We start from the raw sequence: 14,669 nt of genomic DNA on the forward strand, positions 1-14,669 counted from the left end.
ACGGCTGCGGGACGGCAGTCTATCAGCTCGACAGCGGCTTGCCGAACCTGCGGCCGCGGGCGCCGGAACCGGCGGAATTCCGATTTGCCTTCGCCGGCGGGCTTAGGCAGTCTCCCGGTCTTTGTCCGGACGAGAATCCCTATGCGCAGCAGCAATCCCCGTACCTTCTGGGTGCTCCTTGGCCTGGCCGCGGTCTTCGGTCTCGTTGGTCTGATCGGCAATCAGGTCGGCTGGGAGCGCGTGGAGATCGGCTATCGGACGGTACCGTCGCCCAGCGGCCTGGACATTGGCGTGGCGGGGCAGGTCATCACCGGCCTGCCGTCGCTGTGCATCGCCCTGGCGCTGGTCACGGTGGTGACCGCGCTGATCATCCGCGGTGGCCGCCGCTTCCGTTCACGGCTGCCGCTGCCGGTGACGGCCGGCATCCTCTGGGTGCTGCTGGCGGGCCTGCTGGTGCTCTTCTATCCCAGCACCCTGGCGTTCCAATGGGAGAATCATCGCAGCGCCGCGGATATCGACTTCTATGTGCTGCAGGAACGCCAGGGTCCGTTCCAGGGTACGGCGCAGAAGAGCCAGCGCCTCGGCTACTATCAGGACTGCGGCAAGACCGGGCAGGCCGCCTGCCCGGTGTTCGAGTGCGTGGTGGAGAAGCGCAGCTGGCTGGGTGGGCTGCAGAAGATCGAAGGCTTCTATCCGGGCCTGGACCAGCAGCATCAGCTGGAGCTGCTGCGCACCCGCTGCCTGCCCGGCACGCCATGACCGACGAAGCCGCCGGTCTGGTGGCGCCATAGACGGGCATAGAGGCCGTTGTAGGCGATCAGCTCGTCGTGGGAGCCCATCTCGACGATCTGGCCGCGCTCCATGACCACCAGGCGATCCATGCGCGAGATGGTCGACAGCCGGTGGGCGATGGCGATCACCGTCTTGCCTTCCATCAGGGTTTCCAGGCTTTCCTGGATCGCCGCTTCCACCTCGGAGTCGAGGGCGGAGGTGGCTTCGTCCAGCAGCAGGATCGGCGCGTCCTTGAGCAGGGTACGGGCGATGGCGATGCGCTGGCGCTGACCGCCGGAGAGCTTGACCCCGCGTTCACCCACCTGGGCATCCAGCCCGGTACGGCCATGGGCGTCGGTGATGCGGGCAATGAAGTCGTCCGCCTTGGCCTTGCGCAGAGCGGCATGCAGCTCTTCATCAGTGGCCTCGGGACGGCCGTAGAGCAGATTCTCGCGGATCGAGCGATGCAGCAGGGAAGTGTCCTGGGTGACCACGCCGATCTGGCATCTCAGGCTTTCCTGGGTGACATGGGCGATGTCCTGGCCGTCGACCAGGATGCGACCGCCTTCCAGGTCATAGAGGCGCAGGAGCACGTTGATCAGCGTCGACTTGCCGGCGCCCGAAGGGCCGACCAGGCCGATCTTCTCGCCCGGAGCGACATCGAGGGTCAGGCCTTCGATGATGCCGGCGCCCTTGCCGTAGTGGAAGGCGATGTCCTCGAACAGCACCGCGCCGCGGGTCACCTGCAACGGCTTGGCGTCCGGGGCGTCACCAACCTGGCGCGGCTTGGCGATGGTGCTCATGCCGTCCTGCACCATGCCGATGTTCTCGAAGATGCCGTTGACCACCCACATGATCCAGCCGGACATGCTGTTGATGCGGATCACCAGGCCGGTGGCCAGGGCGATGGCCCCGACGGAGATGACGCCCTGGTGCCAGAGCCAGAGGGCCAGGCCCGTGGTGCCGGCGATGAGGAAGCCGCTGAGGATGGCGATGGTCACGCCCATGGCGGTGATCAGGCGAGCGGCGCGCTCGGCCTTTTCGGTCTGCTCTTCCATGGCCTGGCGGGCATATTGCTCCTCCTGGGCCGAGTGGGAGAACAGCTTGAGCGTGGAGATGTTGGTGTAGCCGTCGACGATGCGCCCGGAGAGCTGCGAGCGGGCTTCGGAGGCAATGGCCGAACGCTCCTTGGTCTGGGGCACGAAATACCAGAGGGCGATGACATAGCCGATGATCCAGAGGATCAGCGGGACCATCAGCCAGACGTCGGCCTGGGCGAACAGGATCAGCGAGGTGACGGCGAAGATCAGCACGTGCCAGATGGCATCCACCGCCTGCACCGCCGAATCGCGCAGGGAGACACCGGTCTGCATGATGCGGCTGGAAATGCGCCCGGCGAAGTCGCTGTGGAAGAAGCCCAGGCTCTGCTTGAGCACATAGCGATGGTTCTGCCAGCGGATCAGGGTGGTGAGGCTGGGGGTGATGGTCTGGTGCACCAGCAGGTCGTGCAGGCTGATGAACAGGGGCCGGATGACCAGGGTGACCACCGCCATCCAGATCAGGGTGCCACCGTGCTCCTGGAAGAACACCGTGCTGTTGGGCGCACTGCCCGCGAGGTCGACGATCTGGCCGATGAAGTTGAACAGGGCGACTTCGACGAGGGCGCCGATGAGACCCACTGCCAGTAGCAGGGCGAAGGCCGGCCAGGCTTGCTTGAGAAAGTGGAGATAGAAGGCGCCGATCCCAGTGGGCGGCATTTCATCGGGGGCTTCCCGAAACGCATCGATGATGCGTTCGAAGCGGCGAAAGATCATGCGGGGTCCTTGTGGGGGGAGACGGCGTCTCGCACTGGGGCCTCGCCTGGTTAACCGGACGACCGCCAGCGGATCGTCCGGCAGGACGGGTCGGCTACAGCCGTTTGGCAGCGAGAATCATCACCGGTTCACGGGGAATGTCGCGCAGCATGCCCTGGCGGGTGGTCTGCACCCCGGCGATCTGGTCGACGACTTCCATGCCGCGCACGACCTTGCCGAATACCGCGTAGCCGAAGTCGCGCGAGCCGTGGTCCAGGAAGGCATTGTTCTCGACGTTGATGAAGAACTGACTGGTGGCGGAGTTGACGTCCGAGGTCCGCGCCATGGCCAGGGTGCCGCGCAGATTCTTCAGGCCGTTGTCGGCTTCGTTCTTGATCGGCGCCTTGGTGCGTTTTTCCTGCATGTCGCGGGTGTAGCCACCGCCCTGGATCATGAAGCCGGGGATGACGCGATGGAACAGTGTGCCCTTGTAGAAGCCGCTGTCGACGTAGCCCAGGAAGTTCTCGGTGCTGACCGGTGCCTTGGCCGCATCCAGCTCGACCTCGATGTCACCCTTGTTGGTGCTGATGAGCACGTGCGGATTGTCCGCGGCCCAGGTGGTGGAGGCGACGAACAGGGCGCAGGCGGCAAGCAGGGCTTTGAACATGATGGATCCTTGAGTGGCAGAGACGACTGGCGAACGATAGCAACCCGGCTGGCACCCCGCCACGGTCAGCGTGGCAGGGCATGCTTGCGCAGCAGGTTCATGAGGATCTGCGACGCCGGGCCCAGTTCGTGCTGGCGGGTCTTGTAGAGCTGGAAGGGATGGAAGCGCTGGGCGCCCTGTTCCAGCGGCAGCGGCTTGAGCAGGCCGGCGTCGAGATCGGTCTGGATGGCGTCCCGCGGCAGCCAGGCGAAGCCCAGGCCGTCGCGCAGGAAGGTGGCGGCGGTGCTGATGCTGCCCACCGTCCAGCGTTGTTCGGCGGCCAGCCAGCCGGCATCCCGGGGCTGGGCGCGGCCGCTGTCGCGGATGACGATCTGCAGCTGCTCTTCCAGATCGGCGGTCACCAGGGTGCGCTGCAGCAGGTGCAACGGATGCTCGGGATGGGCGACGGCGACGAATTCCACGTTGCCCAGGGAGGCGCCCAGATGGGCGGCGATCACCAGGCCGGTGATCGCCAGGTCCGCCGAGCCGTCGAGCAGGGCCTCCTCCACCCCGGACAGGACCTCTTCGCGCAGGCGTATGCGGCAACCACGACTCTGGGGCATGAATTCGCGCAGGCAGAGCAGCAGCGGACGGGTCGGGTAGGCGGCGTCCACCACCAGGCGCACCTCGGATTCCCAGCCCTGTTCCATGTGGTAGGCCAGTTCCTCCAGCTGGCTGGCCTGCTGCACCAGGCGCCGTGAACGGCGCAGGAGCACGGCGCCGGCATCGGTCAGCACGGCGCGGCGACCTTCCAGGCGCAACAGCGGCACGCCGAGCTGCTCCTGCATGCGGGCGACGGTATAGCTGACCGACGACTGGGAGCGATGCAGCACCTCGGCGGCCTGGGCGTAGCCACCGTGGTCCACCACCGCCTGCAGGGTTCGCCACTGATCGAGGGAAACGCGAGGAGTCTTCATCGAGCGCTCTGGAGCCACGAAAGGGCGCATGTTAGTGCCTAGGGTGGCAATGGCAAAACGCGGCGTCCATCACGGCACGAAAAAATTCCGCCCGCAGGAGCAAATGTCTCGTCGGCGCCACCCTCCAAGCCAGCCGATGAGTTTCCCACTCTAGGCAAGACAAGGAGTCTCCATGTCGTCATTCAAGGCATTGCTGGGTTGCTGTCTGGTCATCGCGCCGCTGCTGGTCCAGGCCGAGGAATCCCGCGCGGTGGCGGCCGAGCCGATCGATATCGACGGCATGAACATCAGTCGCACCCTCGACTGCGAAGGCCGGGACGTGTCCCTGTCCGGCGAAGGCAATACCCTGACGTTGAAAGGTCAGTGCGGCACGGTGGCCGTCTACGGCAGTCATCATCGGCTGGTGCTCGACGGCGCCCAGGCGCTGACCATCCATGGCCTGGGCAGCGTCACCACGGTCAAGGGCGCGGTGGCCAGCCTGAGCATCGGCGGTGGCTACCAGCAGGTGCAGGCCAACGTGCGCGGCAGCGACGGCCTGGCCAAGGTCGATGCCTATGGCTACGGCGCCAAGGCGCGCCTGACCCTGCTCAGCCAGGCCGACATCGCCGTGGGCGGTTCCAATCAGCAGGTCTACTGGTCGCGCGCCGCGGGCGTGGCCGAACCCAAGACCCTGGTCTCGGGCAGCGACAATGTGCTGCAGGCCAATCAGTCGGTAGCGGCGCTCAGCGGCGGCGAGCCCTCGGGCCTCAACGCCACCCGCTAGCCGGCGACGAGCCGGGGGTTTCCCTCCGGCGACGGGCACGTTAAGGTCGCGCACCTTTTTCGTGCGTCGCCGCCATGCCTTATCTCCTGCTCGTCACCCTCATCTGGGCGTTTTCCTTCAGCCTGATCGGCGAGTACCTCGCCGGTCGGGTCGACAGCGACTTCGCCGTGCTGGTCCGCGTGGCCATCGCCTTCGTGCTGTTCCTGCCGTTCACCCGCTGGCGCGGGGTGCCGGGACGCTTCGCCCTGGGGCTGATGGCGGCGGGCGCGCTGCAGTTCGGCATCACCTATCTGTGCCTGTACCGCAGCTTCGCGGTATTGACGGTGCCCGAGGTGCTGCTGTTCACCGTGCTCACGCCGATCTACGTGACCCTGCTGGACGATGCCTGGCAGCGGCGCTTGCGCCTCTGGTCGCTGCTGGCGGCGGTGGTGGCGGTGGGCGGCGCGGCGCTGATCCGTTTCCAGCCACTGACCGGTGACTACCTGCTGGGTTTTCTGCTGCTGCAGGTGGCCAACCTGACCTTTGCCGCCGGCCAGGTGCTGTGCAAGCACCTGGGCCATGCCTATGCCGGACAGGGCGCCCTGCATCGCTACTTCGGCCTGTTCTTTCTCGGTGCCCTGCTGGTGGCGGCGCTGTCCTTTCTGCTGTTCGGCAATCCGGCGCGGCTGCCCAGCACGGGCCTGCAATGGGGCGTGCTGGTGTGGATGGGCGTGTTTGCCACGGCGCTCGGCCTGTACTGGTGGACGCTGGGTTCGTTGCGGGTCAACGGCGGCACCCTGGCGATCATGAACGAGGCCCATGTGCCGGCCGGTCTGCTGGTCAGCCTGCTGATCTGGCAGCACCCGGCCGATCTGCCTAGGCTGTTGCTGGGCGGCGGGATCATCCTGCTGTCACTGTTCATCAATCGTCTGGGGCGCCCGTCATGAATGTGCTGTCCGGCAAGGGCCTGGGCCTTTCGGTGCTGTCATCGGTACTGTTCGCGCTGATGCCGGTGTACTTCGCCTGGCTGGCGCCGCTGGATGGCCTGCAGGTCGTGGCCCTGCGGGTGGTCTGGTCGTTGCCGATGGTGCTGCTGCTGGTGGTGGTGCTGCGGGAGGGCAGGGCCCTGTGGGCCACGCTCAAACGGCTGGTGCGCGAGCCCCGCCTGTGCCTGGCCATCCCGGCGGCGGCGCTGCTGATGGGCATCCAGTGGTGGGTGTTCGTCTGGGCGACCATGAATGGCGAGGCCATGGCCATGTCGCTGGGCTACTTCCTGCTGCCCCTGGCGATCGTGCTGACCGGACGCCTGGTCTATGGCGAGCGCCTGCGGCCGCTGCAGCAGGTAGCGGTGGTGTGCGCGCTGCTGGGGGTGGTCAACGAGGTCTGGGTGACCGGAGCGCTGTCCTGGGTCAGCCTGCTGCCGGTGGTGGGTTATCCGCCGTATTTCGTCCTGCGCCGCTGGATGGCGGTGGATGCGCTGTCGGGCTTCGTACTTGAGATGTGCTGCCTGCTACCCTTCGCGCTGCTCGCCCTGCACTGGTTCTCGCCCGGCGCCATCCTGCAGCAGACGCCCTGGCTGTGGGCGCTCCTGCCGGGCCTGGGCCTGCTCAGTGCCATCGCCTTCGCCGCCATGCTGGCGTCCAGTCGCATGCTGCCGCTGAGTCTGTTCGGCATCCTCAGCTATGTGGAGCCGGCGCTGCTGGTGTTCGTCGCCCTCTATGTGCTTGGTGAGCAACTGCCGGAGGGTGCGATCTGGACCTATGGTCCCATCTGGTTGGCGGTGGCCTGGGTCTGCCTGGACAGTGCGCGCCTGCTGCGCAAGCAGCTCAGGCGCGCGCCGGTGGCGCCCTAGAGCGCCAGGATCGGGCATTCCTGCGCGGCGAAAAAGAACTCGTCGCAGTTGGGCAGGCTGCCGGCGCGATCAACGATGAGGAATTCATCTTCGTCGCGCAGGGCCAGCACCGGATGGTGCCAGACCCCGGCGTGGTAGTTGATGCCCTGCTGGCCATCGGCGCGAAAGACGCGGATGGCGCGGGCATCCGGCTCCGTTGTGGGTGGCGCCACCACTACCAGAAAGGGTTCGCCGCGCAGCGGCACGAAGGCCTGGCTGCCGTGGGGATGGCGTTCGAGCATGGCGATGGTCAGCGGATAGTCCAGGCGCCGGGCGCGAAAGATGCTGATGATCGCCGCGCCGTCCGCCGGTCCCGTCGCGACCCGGGCCAGAGCGTGGTATCTCCGGGTCGAGCCGTTGTTGATCGGATACCAGTCCCGGCCCGCCGTCTCGATGACCTCGCCGAAGGGCGCGAAGCCCTCGGCAGTCAGCGGCTCGATGCGCAGTGGCCGACTCATGCCTGGCCCCGTGCCACCTTGCCGAACAGTCGCAGCCGGCTGACACCGCCGTCCGGAAAGATGTTCAGGCGCACGTGAGTGATGGGGCCAAGGTCGCGGACCTGCTCCCGGAAGCTGTGCTCCTGGTGCATCTGCAGCTTTTGCGGCGGCAGCAGCTCCTTCCAGAACAGACTCTGGGTCTCGATCTGGCCATCGGTACCGCCGCGGACAAAGGCGCCCTGGATCTGGCAGCTGTCCGGGTAGTTGCCCTTGAAGTGCAGGGTGTCCACCAGGATCTCCTCGACGGTGCCGGCATGGCCCAGGGCGATGATCACCCAGTCATTGCCGGGGGTGCGACGGCGCGCGGTTTCCCAGCCATCGGCCATGCTGTCGGCGCGACCGGGGTTGAGGATGTTGCTCATGCGGCCGTAGTGCTCGTCATTGCAGGCCAGGGCGCGCCCGCCATTGAGCGCGGCAGCCAGGTCCAGTACCTCGTCTTCGGCCTGGGCCGACCAGTCGCGATGGGGAATGCCATAGACGCGCAGGCGCGCCACACCGCCGTCCGGAAAGATGTTTAGCCGCAGGTGGGTCCAGGGGCGGTCATCGGCGATGGCATGGTAGTGGTGGCTATTGCCCTGCATCTCGATGGCCGGCAGCACCTCGGTCCAGGCAGCGTCTTCGGCCGGATCGCCCTCGGCGCAGAAGCAGGCTTCCAGGGAGGCTGAGGGCGGATAGTTGCCGGTGAACCAGCGGGTGTCGATGTCGACGCCCTTGATCGAGCCGGGCACGCCCAGGCGGATCACCGCGTGGTCGTAGCCTTCGAAACGCTTGCGTCGCGATTCCCAGCCGTCCATCCATTTGCCGTTGTCGTCGTAGACGCCTTCCTTCCACTCCGGCTCGTGGGGCTGGAGCATGCGGTCGGCGGCGGCGAACCAGTCGTCGGTGACGCTGATGACGCGGGTGCCGAGACGGGCGTCGGCGAGGTTGAGGTACTTCTCGAAGGGCGCGGCATAGGTGCGTTTCATGGAGTGCTCTTGTCGGGGAAGGGTCAGAGGGTCTGCAGGCGGAAGAGGGCGATGCGATCGATCTCGGCCAGGGCGCGCTGGAATTCCTGCTCCGGGCTGTTGGGCAGGCGCTCTTCGAAGGCCGCCAGGATCAGATGCCGGTTGCTGCCCTTCACCGCCATGATGAAGGGGAAGCCGAATTTGGCGCGGTAGGCGTCGTTGTGGCGGGTGAAGCGCTCGAGCTCGTCCGGGGTGCATTGATCGAGGCCGGCACCGGCCTGTTCGCCACTGCTGGCGGCGGTCAGCTCGCCGGCCAGGGCCGCGCGACCGGCAAGATCCGGATGTGCCTGGATCAGCGCCAGTTGCTCGGCGTGACTGGCCCGGGCGACCTGAGCGGCGAGGCGCTGATGCAGGGCGTCGACGCTGTCCGGCAGCGGCTGGCCCTCGTCGAAGGCGCGCTCGGCGACCCAGGCGGAGTGCTCGTAGATGCCGCCGAAGGCCGCGACGAAGGCGGCGCGATCCAGCTGGCTGGGCGTGACGGTGTGGAAGGCGCTCATGCCGGCGGATGCTCCCTGTGCCAGTGACGGGCGATGTCCACCCGGCGGGCGAACCAGACGCGCTCATGGCTCTGGGCGTATTCGAGGAAGCGCTTGAGACCCACCAGGCGACCGGGGCGACCGATCAGCCGGCAGTGCAGGCCGATGGAGAGCATCTTGGGCGCGCTGGCACCTTCCGCGTAGAGGGTGTCGAAGGCGTCCTTGAGGTACTGGAAGAATTGCTCGGCGGTATGGAAGCCCTGGACCTGGGTGAATCTCATGTCGTTGGTATCCAGGGTGTAGGGGATCACCAGGTGCGGCTTGCCGGTGGGCGTATCGGGCTCCCAATAGGGCAGGTCGTCGTCGTAGGTGTCGCTGTCGTAGAGAAAGCCGCCTTCCTCCATGACCAGGCGCCGGGTGTTGGGCCCGGTCCGGCCGGTGTACCAGCCCAGCGGACGCTTGCCGGTCAACCGGGTAAGGATCTCGATGGCGCGCTGCAGATGGGCGCGCTCTTCGGCTTCGTCCAGGTACTGGTAGTCGATCCAGCGATAGCCGTGGCTGCAGATTTCGTGGCCGGCCTGGACCATGGCGCGGATGACCTCGGGGTGGCGCTCGGCGGCCATGGCCACGGCAAAGATGGTCAGGGGTACCTGTTGCTTGGCGAACAATTCCAGGATGCGCCAGACGCCGGCGCGACTGCCGTATTCGTAGAGCGACTCCATGGACATGTTGCGTACGCCCTGCAGCGGCTGGGCGGCGACCATCTCGGAAAGAAAGGCCTCGGATTCCTTGTCGCCGTGCAGGATGTTGCGTTCGCCACCCTCTTCGTAGTTGAGCACGAAGGACAGGGCGATGCGGGCGTCACCCGGCCAGCGCGGGTGGGGCGGCTGGGCACCGTAGCCGATGAGATCGCGGGGATAGGTCATGGGAAGGGCATCCTGGCAGTCGAGATGTTTTGTATACAATGTTTGGCGGCCTTTGCCGAGTCCCAGCAAGAATCCTGCCCAACTGGTCTGACCGGTCTGAAGACTTTGGTGCGCTAGAGGACGATGATCCCTAGGTTAGGGCGGGGCAAGGAGCTGTATACAATCGGCGGGTAGAAAACTGCTAGGCTGGATCATCCCCCTTGCAGGAGTTCTCCCATGTCCGTTTCATCCCCTGGCGGTTACCTGACGACCCATGTGCTGGACACTACCGGCGGCTGCCCCGGCGCGGACATCGCCGTCCGCCTGTACCGCCTGGATGGGGTGTCGCGGCAGGCGCTGGGCGAAGTGCGGACCAATGCCGATGGCCGCGGCGATGCACCGCTGTTGCAGGGCGAAGCCTTTACGGCGGGTACTTACGAGCTGGAATTCGCGGTGGGTGACTACTATCGGCGACGGGGGACGACGCTGGAGGAACCGGCATTTCTTGACACCGTGGTCCTGCGCTTTGGCATCGCCGATGAGGCGGCGCACTACCATGTGCCGCTACTGGTTTCGCCCTACAGCTATTCAACCTATCGCGGCAGTTAGGGACGACTGCTCTGCGGCGGTGCGCGCAGGGGGGGAGCCGGCACCAGCCTGGGGCGTGGATCCGCTCAGGCTAGTGGAAGGTCGGCTCGCTGGCCAACCGGGCGCTGGCCAGCAGCGGTCGGTCCGGCACGGCACTGTCTGGCCAGGTCTGGGCGATACGTTCCAGCACCACCTGGGCTAGCATGCTGTGGGTACGGCTGGCGAAATGACCCCGGGCGCCGAAGATATAGGCCTGGTCAGCGCCCGGTTCGACGTAGCTGTCCGGATCGCAGAATTCGCGACCGGGCAGGCAGGCATCGCCTTCGGCATGGGTGAATCCATAGTTGCCGTAGTGGGCGAAGACCTCTTCCATCACCCGGTATGCATCCACCAGCAGCAGGCGGTCTCCGGCCGGCAGGTTGGCCTGCAGGGTGTCGTTGTAGAGCTTCACCAGATCATGATTGCGCTGCGCCACCTGCTCGGTCCAGGGCTCGAGATAGGGCGCCTTGCCGTAGTCGGTGTTGTTGAGCACGACCAGCCGCTGGGCACCCAGGCTCAGCAGGTAGCGCAGCAGCTTGACCTCGTTCAGGGCCGTATGGCGGATCCGGGCCTCGACCTGCGTGCGTACCTCCGGAGTCAGCGGGGCATCAGCCATCAGCGCGGCCTTGAGCGTCTTGTCGTAGAAGGGGCCGATGATGTCATTGCCGCCGATCTGCACCAGCACCAGGTCCTGCTGGCGGAAGCGGCCATGCTGCATCTCGAAATTGCGGATCTGCTGGGAAAACGCCAGCGGCGCCTCGTTGTGGTCGAAGCCTGGCTCGGTGAAGCTGCCGGTTACGGCGCCGCCCTCGGCGTAGCAGAGGCCGTCGGGATCGCTCGGACCCTCGTGACCATAGCCTTCCACCTGACGATTGGGGCCCAGTTCGATACCGTAGGCGTCGGCAATTTCCTGGGGATAGGTGCGCCCCGGGTTGGTTGCGTAGATGTGGCCGAAGGTGCCGCAGTCCATCAGGCTGTCGCCAAAGGCGATGACCCTCTGGATGCCCCGCGCCTCGGCGATGGGCTCAGGGCTGGGTACGAGGGCGAGCAACGTGGCGACACCTGCGAGTGCGGTCGCCAATCCCCAGTGCTTGCCCATCGTCTACCTCCCGGCAGCGTCCAGCGTCGGTGCTGCTTTTATCTTTTGCAACCTTCATACCGGGAAGAGCGGAAAAGCAAGGTCGGAGTTCCCGGCGCCCGGACCAGGCGAAGCGGCAGCCGACGACCAGCACGGGATGGCAAGAGCGATGGGCAAGTCCGAGGTTTCGCAGCTAAGGCTGCACCACGAGCGAGCTAGTCCGGCTTGATCACGGGATCGGAAGACTGCGCCAGGATGGCTGCCATCAGCCCGGGGAAACGCTGATCCAGGTCGTCGCGCCGCAACTGGTTCATGTGCGTGGTACCAGCGTTGCGGGTGTGTACCAGGCCGGCGTCGCGCAGGACGCGGAAGTGGTGCGACATGCTGGATTTCGGACGGCCCCCGTCAAGTTCGCCACAGGTGGCCTCGGCGACCCGCGCCAGGTAGCGGACGATGTCCAGACGTACGGGATCGCTGAGCGCATGGAACAGGCGCTCAAGGGAGAATTCGTCGGGACTGGGATGTTTGAAAGGGCGCATGCGCTAATCATACACCGGGGGTTGGCGATTATGTTATGTTCGATTAATATCGAAATAACGAAACAACATCCGCCTTATTGGAGACCGCTCAGATGTCCGCATTGTTCCAACCCTTTACCCTGAAGGACGTGACGTTGCGCAACCGCATCGCCATCCCGCCCATGTGCCAGTACAGCGCCGTCGATGGCGTGATCAATGACTGGCACCAGGTGCACTATGCCGGCCTGGCCCGCGGTGGTGCGGGCCTGGTGGTCGTCGAGGCCACGGCGGTCTCGCCGGAAGGCCGGATCACCCCCGGTTGCACCGGCATCTGGTCGGACGCGCACGCCCAGGCCTTCGTGCCGGTGGTCCAGGCGATCAAGGCCGCCGGTTCGGTACCGGGCATCCAGATCGCCCACGCCGGTCGCAAGGCCAGCGCCAACCGTCCCTGGGAAGGCGATGACCACATCGCCGCCGACGACGCCCGTGGCTGGGACACCATCGCCCCGTCCGCGGTGGCCTTTGGCGCCAATCTGCCCAAGGTGCCCAAGGCCATGACCCTGGACGACATCGCCCGGGTCCGCCAGGACTTCGTCGATGCCGCCAAGCGTGCCTATGAGGCCGGCTTCGAGTGGCTGGAGCTGCACTTCGCCCACGGCTACCTGGCGCAGAGCTTCTTCTCGGTGCATTCCAACCAGCGCGACGACCAGTACGGTGGCGACCTCGCCGGCCGCAGCCGCTTCCTGCTGGAAACCCTGGCCGCGGTGCGCCAGGTCTGGCCGGAGCACCTGCCGCTGACCGCGCGTTTCGGCGTGATCGAATACGACGGTCGCGACGAAGAGACCCTGGCCGAATCCATAGAGCTGGCCCAGGGCTTCAAGCGCGAAGGCCTCGACCTGCTGAGTGTCAGCATCGGCTTCTCCACCCCGACCGCCAACATCCCCTGGGGACCGGGTCTGCTGGCACCCGTCACCGAACAGGTACGCAAGGCGACCGGCCTCAAGGTGGCCTCGGCCTGGAACATCGACACCCCGGCGCTGGCCAACCAGGTGGTGGCCGATGGGCAACTGGATCTGGTGATGGTAGGTCGCGCTCACCTGGCCGATCCGCACTGGCCCTACTATGCGGCCAAGGCTCTGGGCGTCGACCAGCCGTCCTGGGTGCTGCCGGCGCCCTACGCCCACTGGCTGGAGCGCTATCGCACCAGTTGAGTCGGCCTAGGCTGAACATGAAAACCGCCCCTCGGGGCGGTTTTTTGTGCGTATGGGATGGGGGTGGGTTTTGTTGGGCTTCGCTGCGCTCAGCCCAACCTACGGTAATGGGTAGGTTGGGTTGAGGCGGCTCCATCGCCGAAGCCCAACAGTGCCGTTTTGCTCCACCCGTGGAAAACGCTGCGCGGTTTTCCACGCTACGGGGTGAGGGTATCAGGCGTCGCGACTGTGTACCCGGCGACCGGCGGCATGGGTTTCCCGTACCACCCGGTCGTCGCCCAGGGTGGTGAGGACGAAGAGGGTTTCTTCCAGGCTCCTGGACTGTTGCAGGCGGTAGTCGAGCAGCGGGGTGGCCTTGAGGTCGAGCACCACGAAGTCGGCGTCGTGGCCGGGGGCCAGGCTGCCGATGCGTTCGTCCAGGCGCAGGGCGCGGGCGCCGCCCAGGGTGGCCAGGTACAGCGACTTGAAGGGATGCAGGCGATGGCCGCGCAGTTGCTGCACCTTGTAGGCTTCGCCGAGGGTCTGCAGCAGCGAGAAACTGGTGCCGGCGCCAACGTCAGTACCCAGGCCGACGTTGACCTTGAAGGCTTCCATCCGTTCGAGATCGAACAGTCCGCTACCGAGGAAGAGGTTGGAGGTGGGGCAGTGCGCCACCGCTGATCCGGTGTCGTGCAGGCGCTGGCACTCGGCGTCGCAGAGGTGGATGCCGTGGGCGAACACTGAGCGCGGGCCGAGCAGCTGGAAGTGGTCATAGACGTCCAGGTAGTGGCTGCGCTCCGGGAACAGCGCCTTCACCCAGTCGATCTCCTTGAGATTCTCGGAGAGGTGGGTGTGCAGGTAGACGTCCGGGTATTCGGCCAGCAGGCGGCCGGCGGCTTCCAGTTGCTCCGGGGTGCTGGTGGGGGCGAAGCGCGGGGTGACGGCATAGTGCAGGCGGCCCTTGCCGTGCCAGCGCTGGATCAGCGCCTTGCTGTCGGCATAGGCGGATTCGGCGGTGTCCTGCAGATAGTCCGGGGCATTGCGATCCATCAGCACCTTGCCGGCGATCATGCGCAGGTCGAAACGTTCGGCGACCTCGAAAAAGGCATCCACCGACTGCGGATGGACACTGCCGAACACCAGGGCGGTGGTGGTGCCGTTGCGCAGCAGTTCACCGACGAAGACCTCGGCCACCTCGGCGGCCTTGGCCGGATCGACGAAGGCGCCCTCGGTGGGAAAGGTGTAGGTGTCCAGCCAGTCCAGCAGTTGCTCGGCGTAGCTGGCGATCATGCCGGTCTGCGGATAGTGGATATGAGTGTCGATGAAGCCGGGGGTGATCAGGGCGTCGGGGTGCTCGATGACCTGGGTGCCGGCGGGCAGGGTGGGCAGCAGCTCGGCGGCCGGGCCCATGGCCTGGATGCGGCCGTCCGCGACCAGCAGCAGGCCGTCGGCATGGTATTCGTAGGAGGCGTCCAGCCCCACCTCGGCCGGGTCGGCGAGGCTGTGGAGCAGGGCGGCGCGATGGGCGATGGCGGTCATAACGATCTCAAATAG

The 14,669-nt window shown here is 66.2% G+C and carries 16 protein-coding genes; 6 read left to right on the top strand and 10 right to left on the bottom strand.

Annotation, left to right across the window (positions count from 1 at the left end):
* Positions 1 to 141 precede the first annotated feature (141 nt).
* Positions 142 to 759: a hypothetical protein gene (locus OMP44_RS03535; RefSeq protein WP_280306476.1), complete on the top strand. Its 618-nt coding sequence runs from the start codon at positions 142 to 144 to the stop codon at positions 757 to 759.
* Here OMP44_RS03535 and OMP44_RS03540 read toward each other — a convergent pair.
* From OMP44_RS03540 to OMP44_RS03550, 3 genes are all read right to left on the bottom strand, one after another.
* Positions 714 to 2,585, bottom strand: coding sequence for an ABC transporter ATP-binding protein (locus OMP44_RS03540; RefSeq protein WP_280306478.1), 1,872 nt, complete (start codon positions 2,583 to 2,585; stop codon positions 714 to 716). The genes OMP44_RS03535 and OMP44_RS03540 overlap by 46 nt on opposite strands.
* Positions 2,586 to 2,679: 94 nt before the next feature.
* Positions 2,680 to 3,234 (bottom strand): peptidylprolyl isomerase, encoded by a 555-nt coding sequence (locus tag OMP44_RS03545; protein WP_222613601.1) that lies wholly within the window; start codon positions 3,232 to 3,234, stop codon positions 2,680 to 2,682.
* 62 nt (positions 3,235 to 3,296) lie between these two features.
* Positions 3,297 to 4,187 (bottom strand): LysR family transcriptional regulator, encoded by an 891-nt coding sequence (locus OMP44_RS03550; protein WP_133861033.1) that lies wholly within the window; start codon positions 4,185 to 4,187, stop codon positions 3,297 to 3,299.
* A gap of 172 nt (positions 4,188 to 4,359) precedes the next feature.
* Between OMP44_RS03550 and OMP44_RS03555 the strand changes: the two genes are divergently transcribed.
* The 3 genes from OMP44_RS03555 (at position 4,360) to rarD (ending at position 6,781) form a co-directional block, all read left to right on the top strand.
* Complete coding sequence (locus tag OMP44_RS03555; protein WP_280306480.1) at positions 4,360 to 4,950, top strand: DUF3060 domain-containing protein; 591 nt, start codon at positions 4,360 to 4,362, stop codon at positions 4,948 to 4,950.
* A gap of 74 nt (positions 4,951 to 5,024) precedes the next feature.
* Complete coding sequence (locus OMP44_RS03560; protein WP_280306482.1) at positions 5,025 to 5,876, top strand: EamA family transporter; 852 nt, start codon at positions 5,025 to 5,027, stop codon at positions 5,874 to 5,876.
* A complete protein-coding gene (gene rarD / locus OMP44_RS03565) occupies positions 5,873 to 6,781 on the top strand; it encodes an EamA family transporter RarD (protein ID WP_273862235.1) in 909 nt (302 codons plus the stop codon). The genes OMP44_RS03560 and rarD overlap by 4 nt, the downstream gene beginning before the upstream one ends.
* Here rarD and OMP44_RS03570 read toward each other — a convergent pair.
* Genes OMP44_RS03570 through puuE form a run of 4 tightly spaced genes read right to left on the bottom strand, consistent with a single transcriptional unit; the run spans position 6,778 to position 9,723 of the window.
* A complete protein-coding gene (locus tag OMP44_RS03570; RefSeq protein ID WP_280306483.1) occupies positions 6,778 to 7,278 on the bottom strand; it encodes an ureidoglycolate lyase in 501 nt (166 codons plus the stop codon). The two genes, rarD and OMP44_RS03570, sit on opposite strands and share 4 nt — an antisense overlap.
* Positions 7,275 to 8,282 carry an allantoicase gene (gene alc, locus OMP44_RS03575; RefSeq protein ID WP_133861028.1) on the bottom strand — a complete coding sequence of 336 codons (1,008 nt, stop codon included), beginning with the start codon at positions 8,280 to 8,282 and terminating at the stop codon, positions 7,275 to 7,277. Before alc ends, OMP44_RS03570 begins: the two co-directional genes overlap by 4 nt.
* A 23-nt stretch (positions 8,283 to 8,305) precedes the next feature.
* Entirely contained in the window at positions 8,306 to 8,818 is a 513-nt protein-coding gene (uraD, locus tag OMP44_RS03580; RefSeq protein WP_133861027.1) for a 2-oxo-4-hydroxy-4-carboxy-5-ureidoimidazoline decarboxylase, read from the bottom strand.
* Positions 8,815 to 9,723, bottom strand: coding sequence for an allantoinase PuuE (gene puuE / locus OMP44_RS03585; protein WP_280306486.1), 909 nt, complete (start codon positions 9,721 to 9,723; stop codon positions 8,815 to 8,817). The genes uraD and puuE overlap by 4 nt, the downstream gene beginning before the upstream one ends.
* Positions 9,724 to 9,939: 216 nt before the next feature.
* Here puuE and uraH point away from each other — a divergent pair, with 216 nt between their 5' ends.
* A complete protein-coding gene (uraH, locus tag OMP44_RS03590) occupies positions 9,940 to 10,311 on the top strand; it encodes a hydroxyisourate hydrolase (protein WP_280306488.1) in 372 nt (123 codons plus the stop codon).
* 70 nt (positions 10,312 to 10,381) lie between these two features.
* Here uraH and OMP44_RS03595 read toward each other — a convergent pair whose 3' ends face one another.
* Together OMP44_RS03595 and OMP44_RS03600 are read right to left on the bottom strand one after the other, a co-directional pair.
* Positions 10,382 to 11,428: an SGNH/GDSL hydrolase family protein gene (locus OMP44_RS03595; protein WP_273862231.1), complete on the bottom strand. Its 1,047-nt coding sequence runs from the start codon at positions 11,426 to 11,428 to the stop codon at positions 10,382 to 10,384.
* A gap of 194 nt (positions 11,429 to 11,622) precedes the next feature.
* Entirely contained in the window at positions 11,623 to 11,946 is a 324-nt protein-coding gene (locus tag OMP44_RS03600; protein ID WP_133861023.1) for an ArsR/SmtB family transcription factor, read from the bottom strand.
* A gap of 92 nt (positions 11,947 to 12,038) precedes the next feature.
* Between OMP44_RS03600 and OMP44_RS03605 the strand changes: the two genes are divergently transcribed.
* A complete protein-coding gene (locus OMP44_RS03605; protein ID WP_133861022.1) occupies positions 12,039 to 13,136 on the top strand; it encodes an NADH:flavin oxidoreductase/NADH oxidase in 1,098 nt (365 codons plus the stop codon).
* A gap of 213 nt (positions 13,137 to 13,349) precedes the next feature.
* Here the strand turns inward: OMP44_RS03605 and guaD are convergent, their stop codons facing one another.
* A complete protein-coding gene (gene guaD / locus OMP44_RS03610) occupies positions 13,350 to 14,654 on the bottom strand; it encodes a guanine deaminase (RefSeq protein WP_431312615.1) in 1,305 nt (434 codons plus the stop codon).
* Positions 14,655 to 14,669: the final 15 nt, after the last annotated feature.

Origin of the sequence: Pseudomonas flavocrustae (assembly GCF_029872515.1) — a bacterium.
Lineage (GTDB): Bacteria > Pseudomonadota > Gammaproteobacteria > Pseudomonadales > Pseudomonadaceae > Chryseomonas > Chryseomonas aestiva.

Coding starts and splice junctions, on each gene's coding strand:
- guaD (WP_431312615.1), bottom strand. CDS start 14,654: ATGACCGCCATCGCCCATCGCGCCGCCCTGCTCCACAGCCTCGCCGAC.
- OMP44_RS03560 (WP_280306482.1), top strand. CDS start 5,025: ATGCCTTATCTCCTGCTCGTCACCCTCATCTGGGCGTTTTCCTTCAGC.
- alc (WP_133861028.1), bottom strand. CDS start 8,282: ATGAAACGCACCTATGCCGCGCCCTTCGAGAAGTACCTCAACCTCGCC.
- puuE (WP_280306486.1), bottom strand. CDS start 9,723: ATGACCTATCCCCGCGATCTCATCGGCTACGGTGCCCAGCCGCCCCAC.
- OMP44_RS03595 (WP_273862231.1), bottom strand. CDS start 11,428: ATGGGCAAGCACTGGGGATTGGCGACCGCACTCGCAGGTGTCGCCACG.
- uraD (WP_133861027.1), bottom strand. CDS start 8,818: ATGAGCGCCTTCCACACCGTCACGCCCAGCCAGCTGGATCGCGCCGCC.
- OMP44_RS03550 (WP_133861033.1), bottom strand. CDS start 4,187: ATGAAGACTCCTCGCGTTTCCCTCGATCAGTGGCGAACCCTGCAGGCG.
- OMP44_RS03570 (WP_280306483.1), bottom strand. CDS start 7,278: ATGAGTCGGCCACTGCGCATCGAGCCGCTGACTGCCGAGGGCTTCGCG.
- rarD (WP_273862235.1), top strand. CDS start 5,873: ATGAATGTGCTGTCCGGCAAGGGCCTGGGCCTTTCGGTGCTGTCATCG.
- uraH (WP_280306488.1), top strand. CDS start 9,940: ATGTCCGTTTCATCCCCTGGCGGTTACCTGACGACCCATGTGCTGGAC.
- OMP44_RS03535 (WP_280306476.1), top strand. CDS start 142: ATGCGCAGCAGCAATCCCCGTACCTTCTGGGTGCTCCTTGGCCTGGCC.
- OMP44_RS03605 (WP_133861022.1), top strand. CDS start 12,039: ATGTCCGCATTGTTCCAACCCTTTACCCTGAAGGACGTGACGTTGCGC.
- OMP44_RS03540 (WP_280306478.1), bottom strand. CDS start 2,585: ATGATCTTTCGCCGCTTCGAACGCATCATCGATGCGTTTCGGGAAGCC.
- OMP44_RS03555 (WP_280306480.1), top strand. CDS start 4,360: ATGTCGTCATTCAAGGCATTGCTGGGTTGCTGTCTGGTCATCGCGCCG.
- OMP44_RS03600 (WP_133861023.1), bottom strand. CDS start 11,946: ATGCGCCCTTTCAAACATCCCAGTCCCGACGAATTCTCCCTTGAGCGC.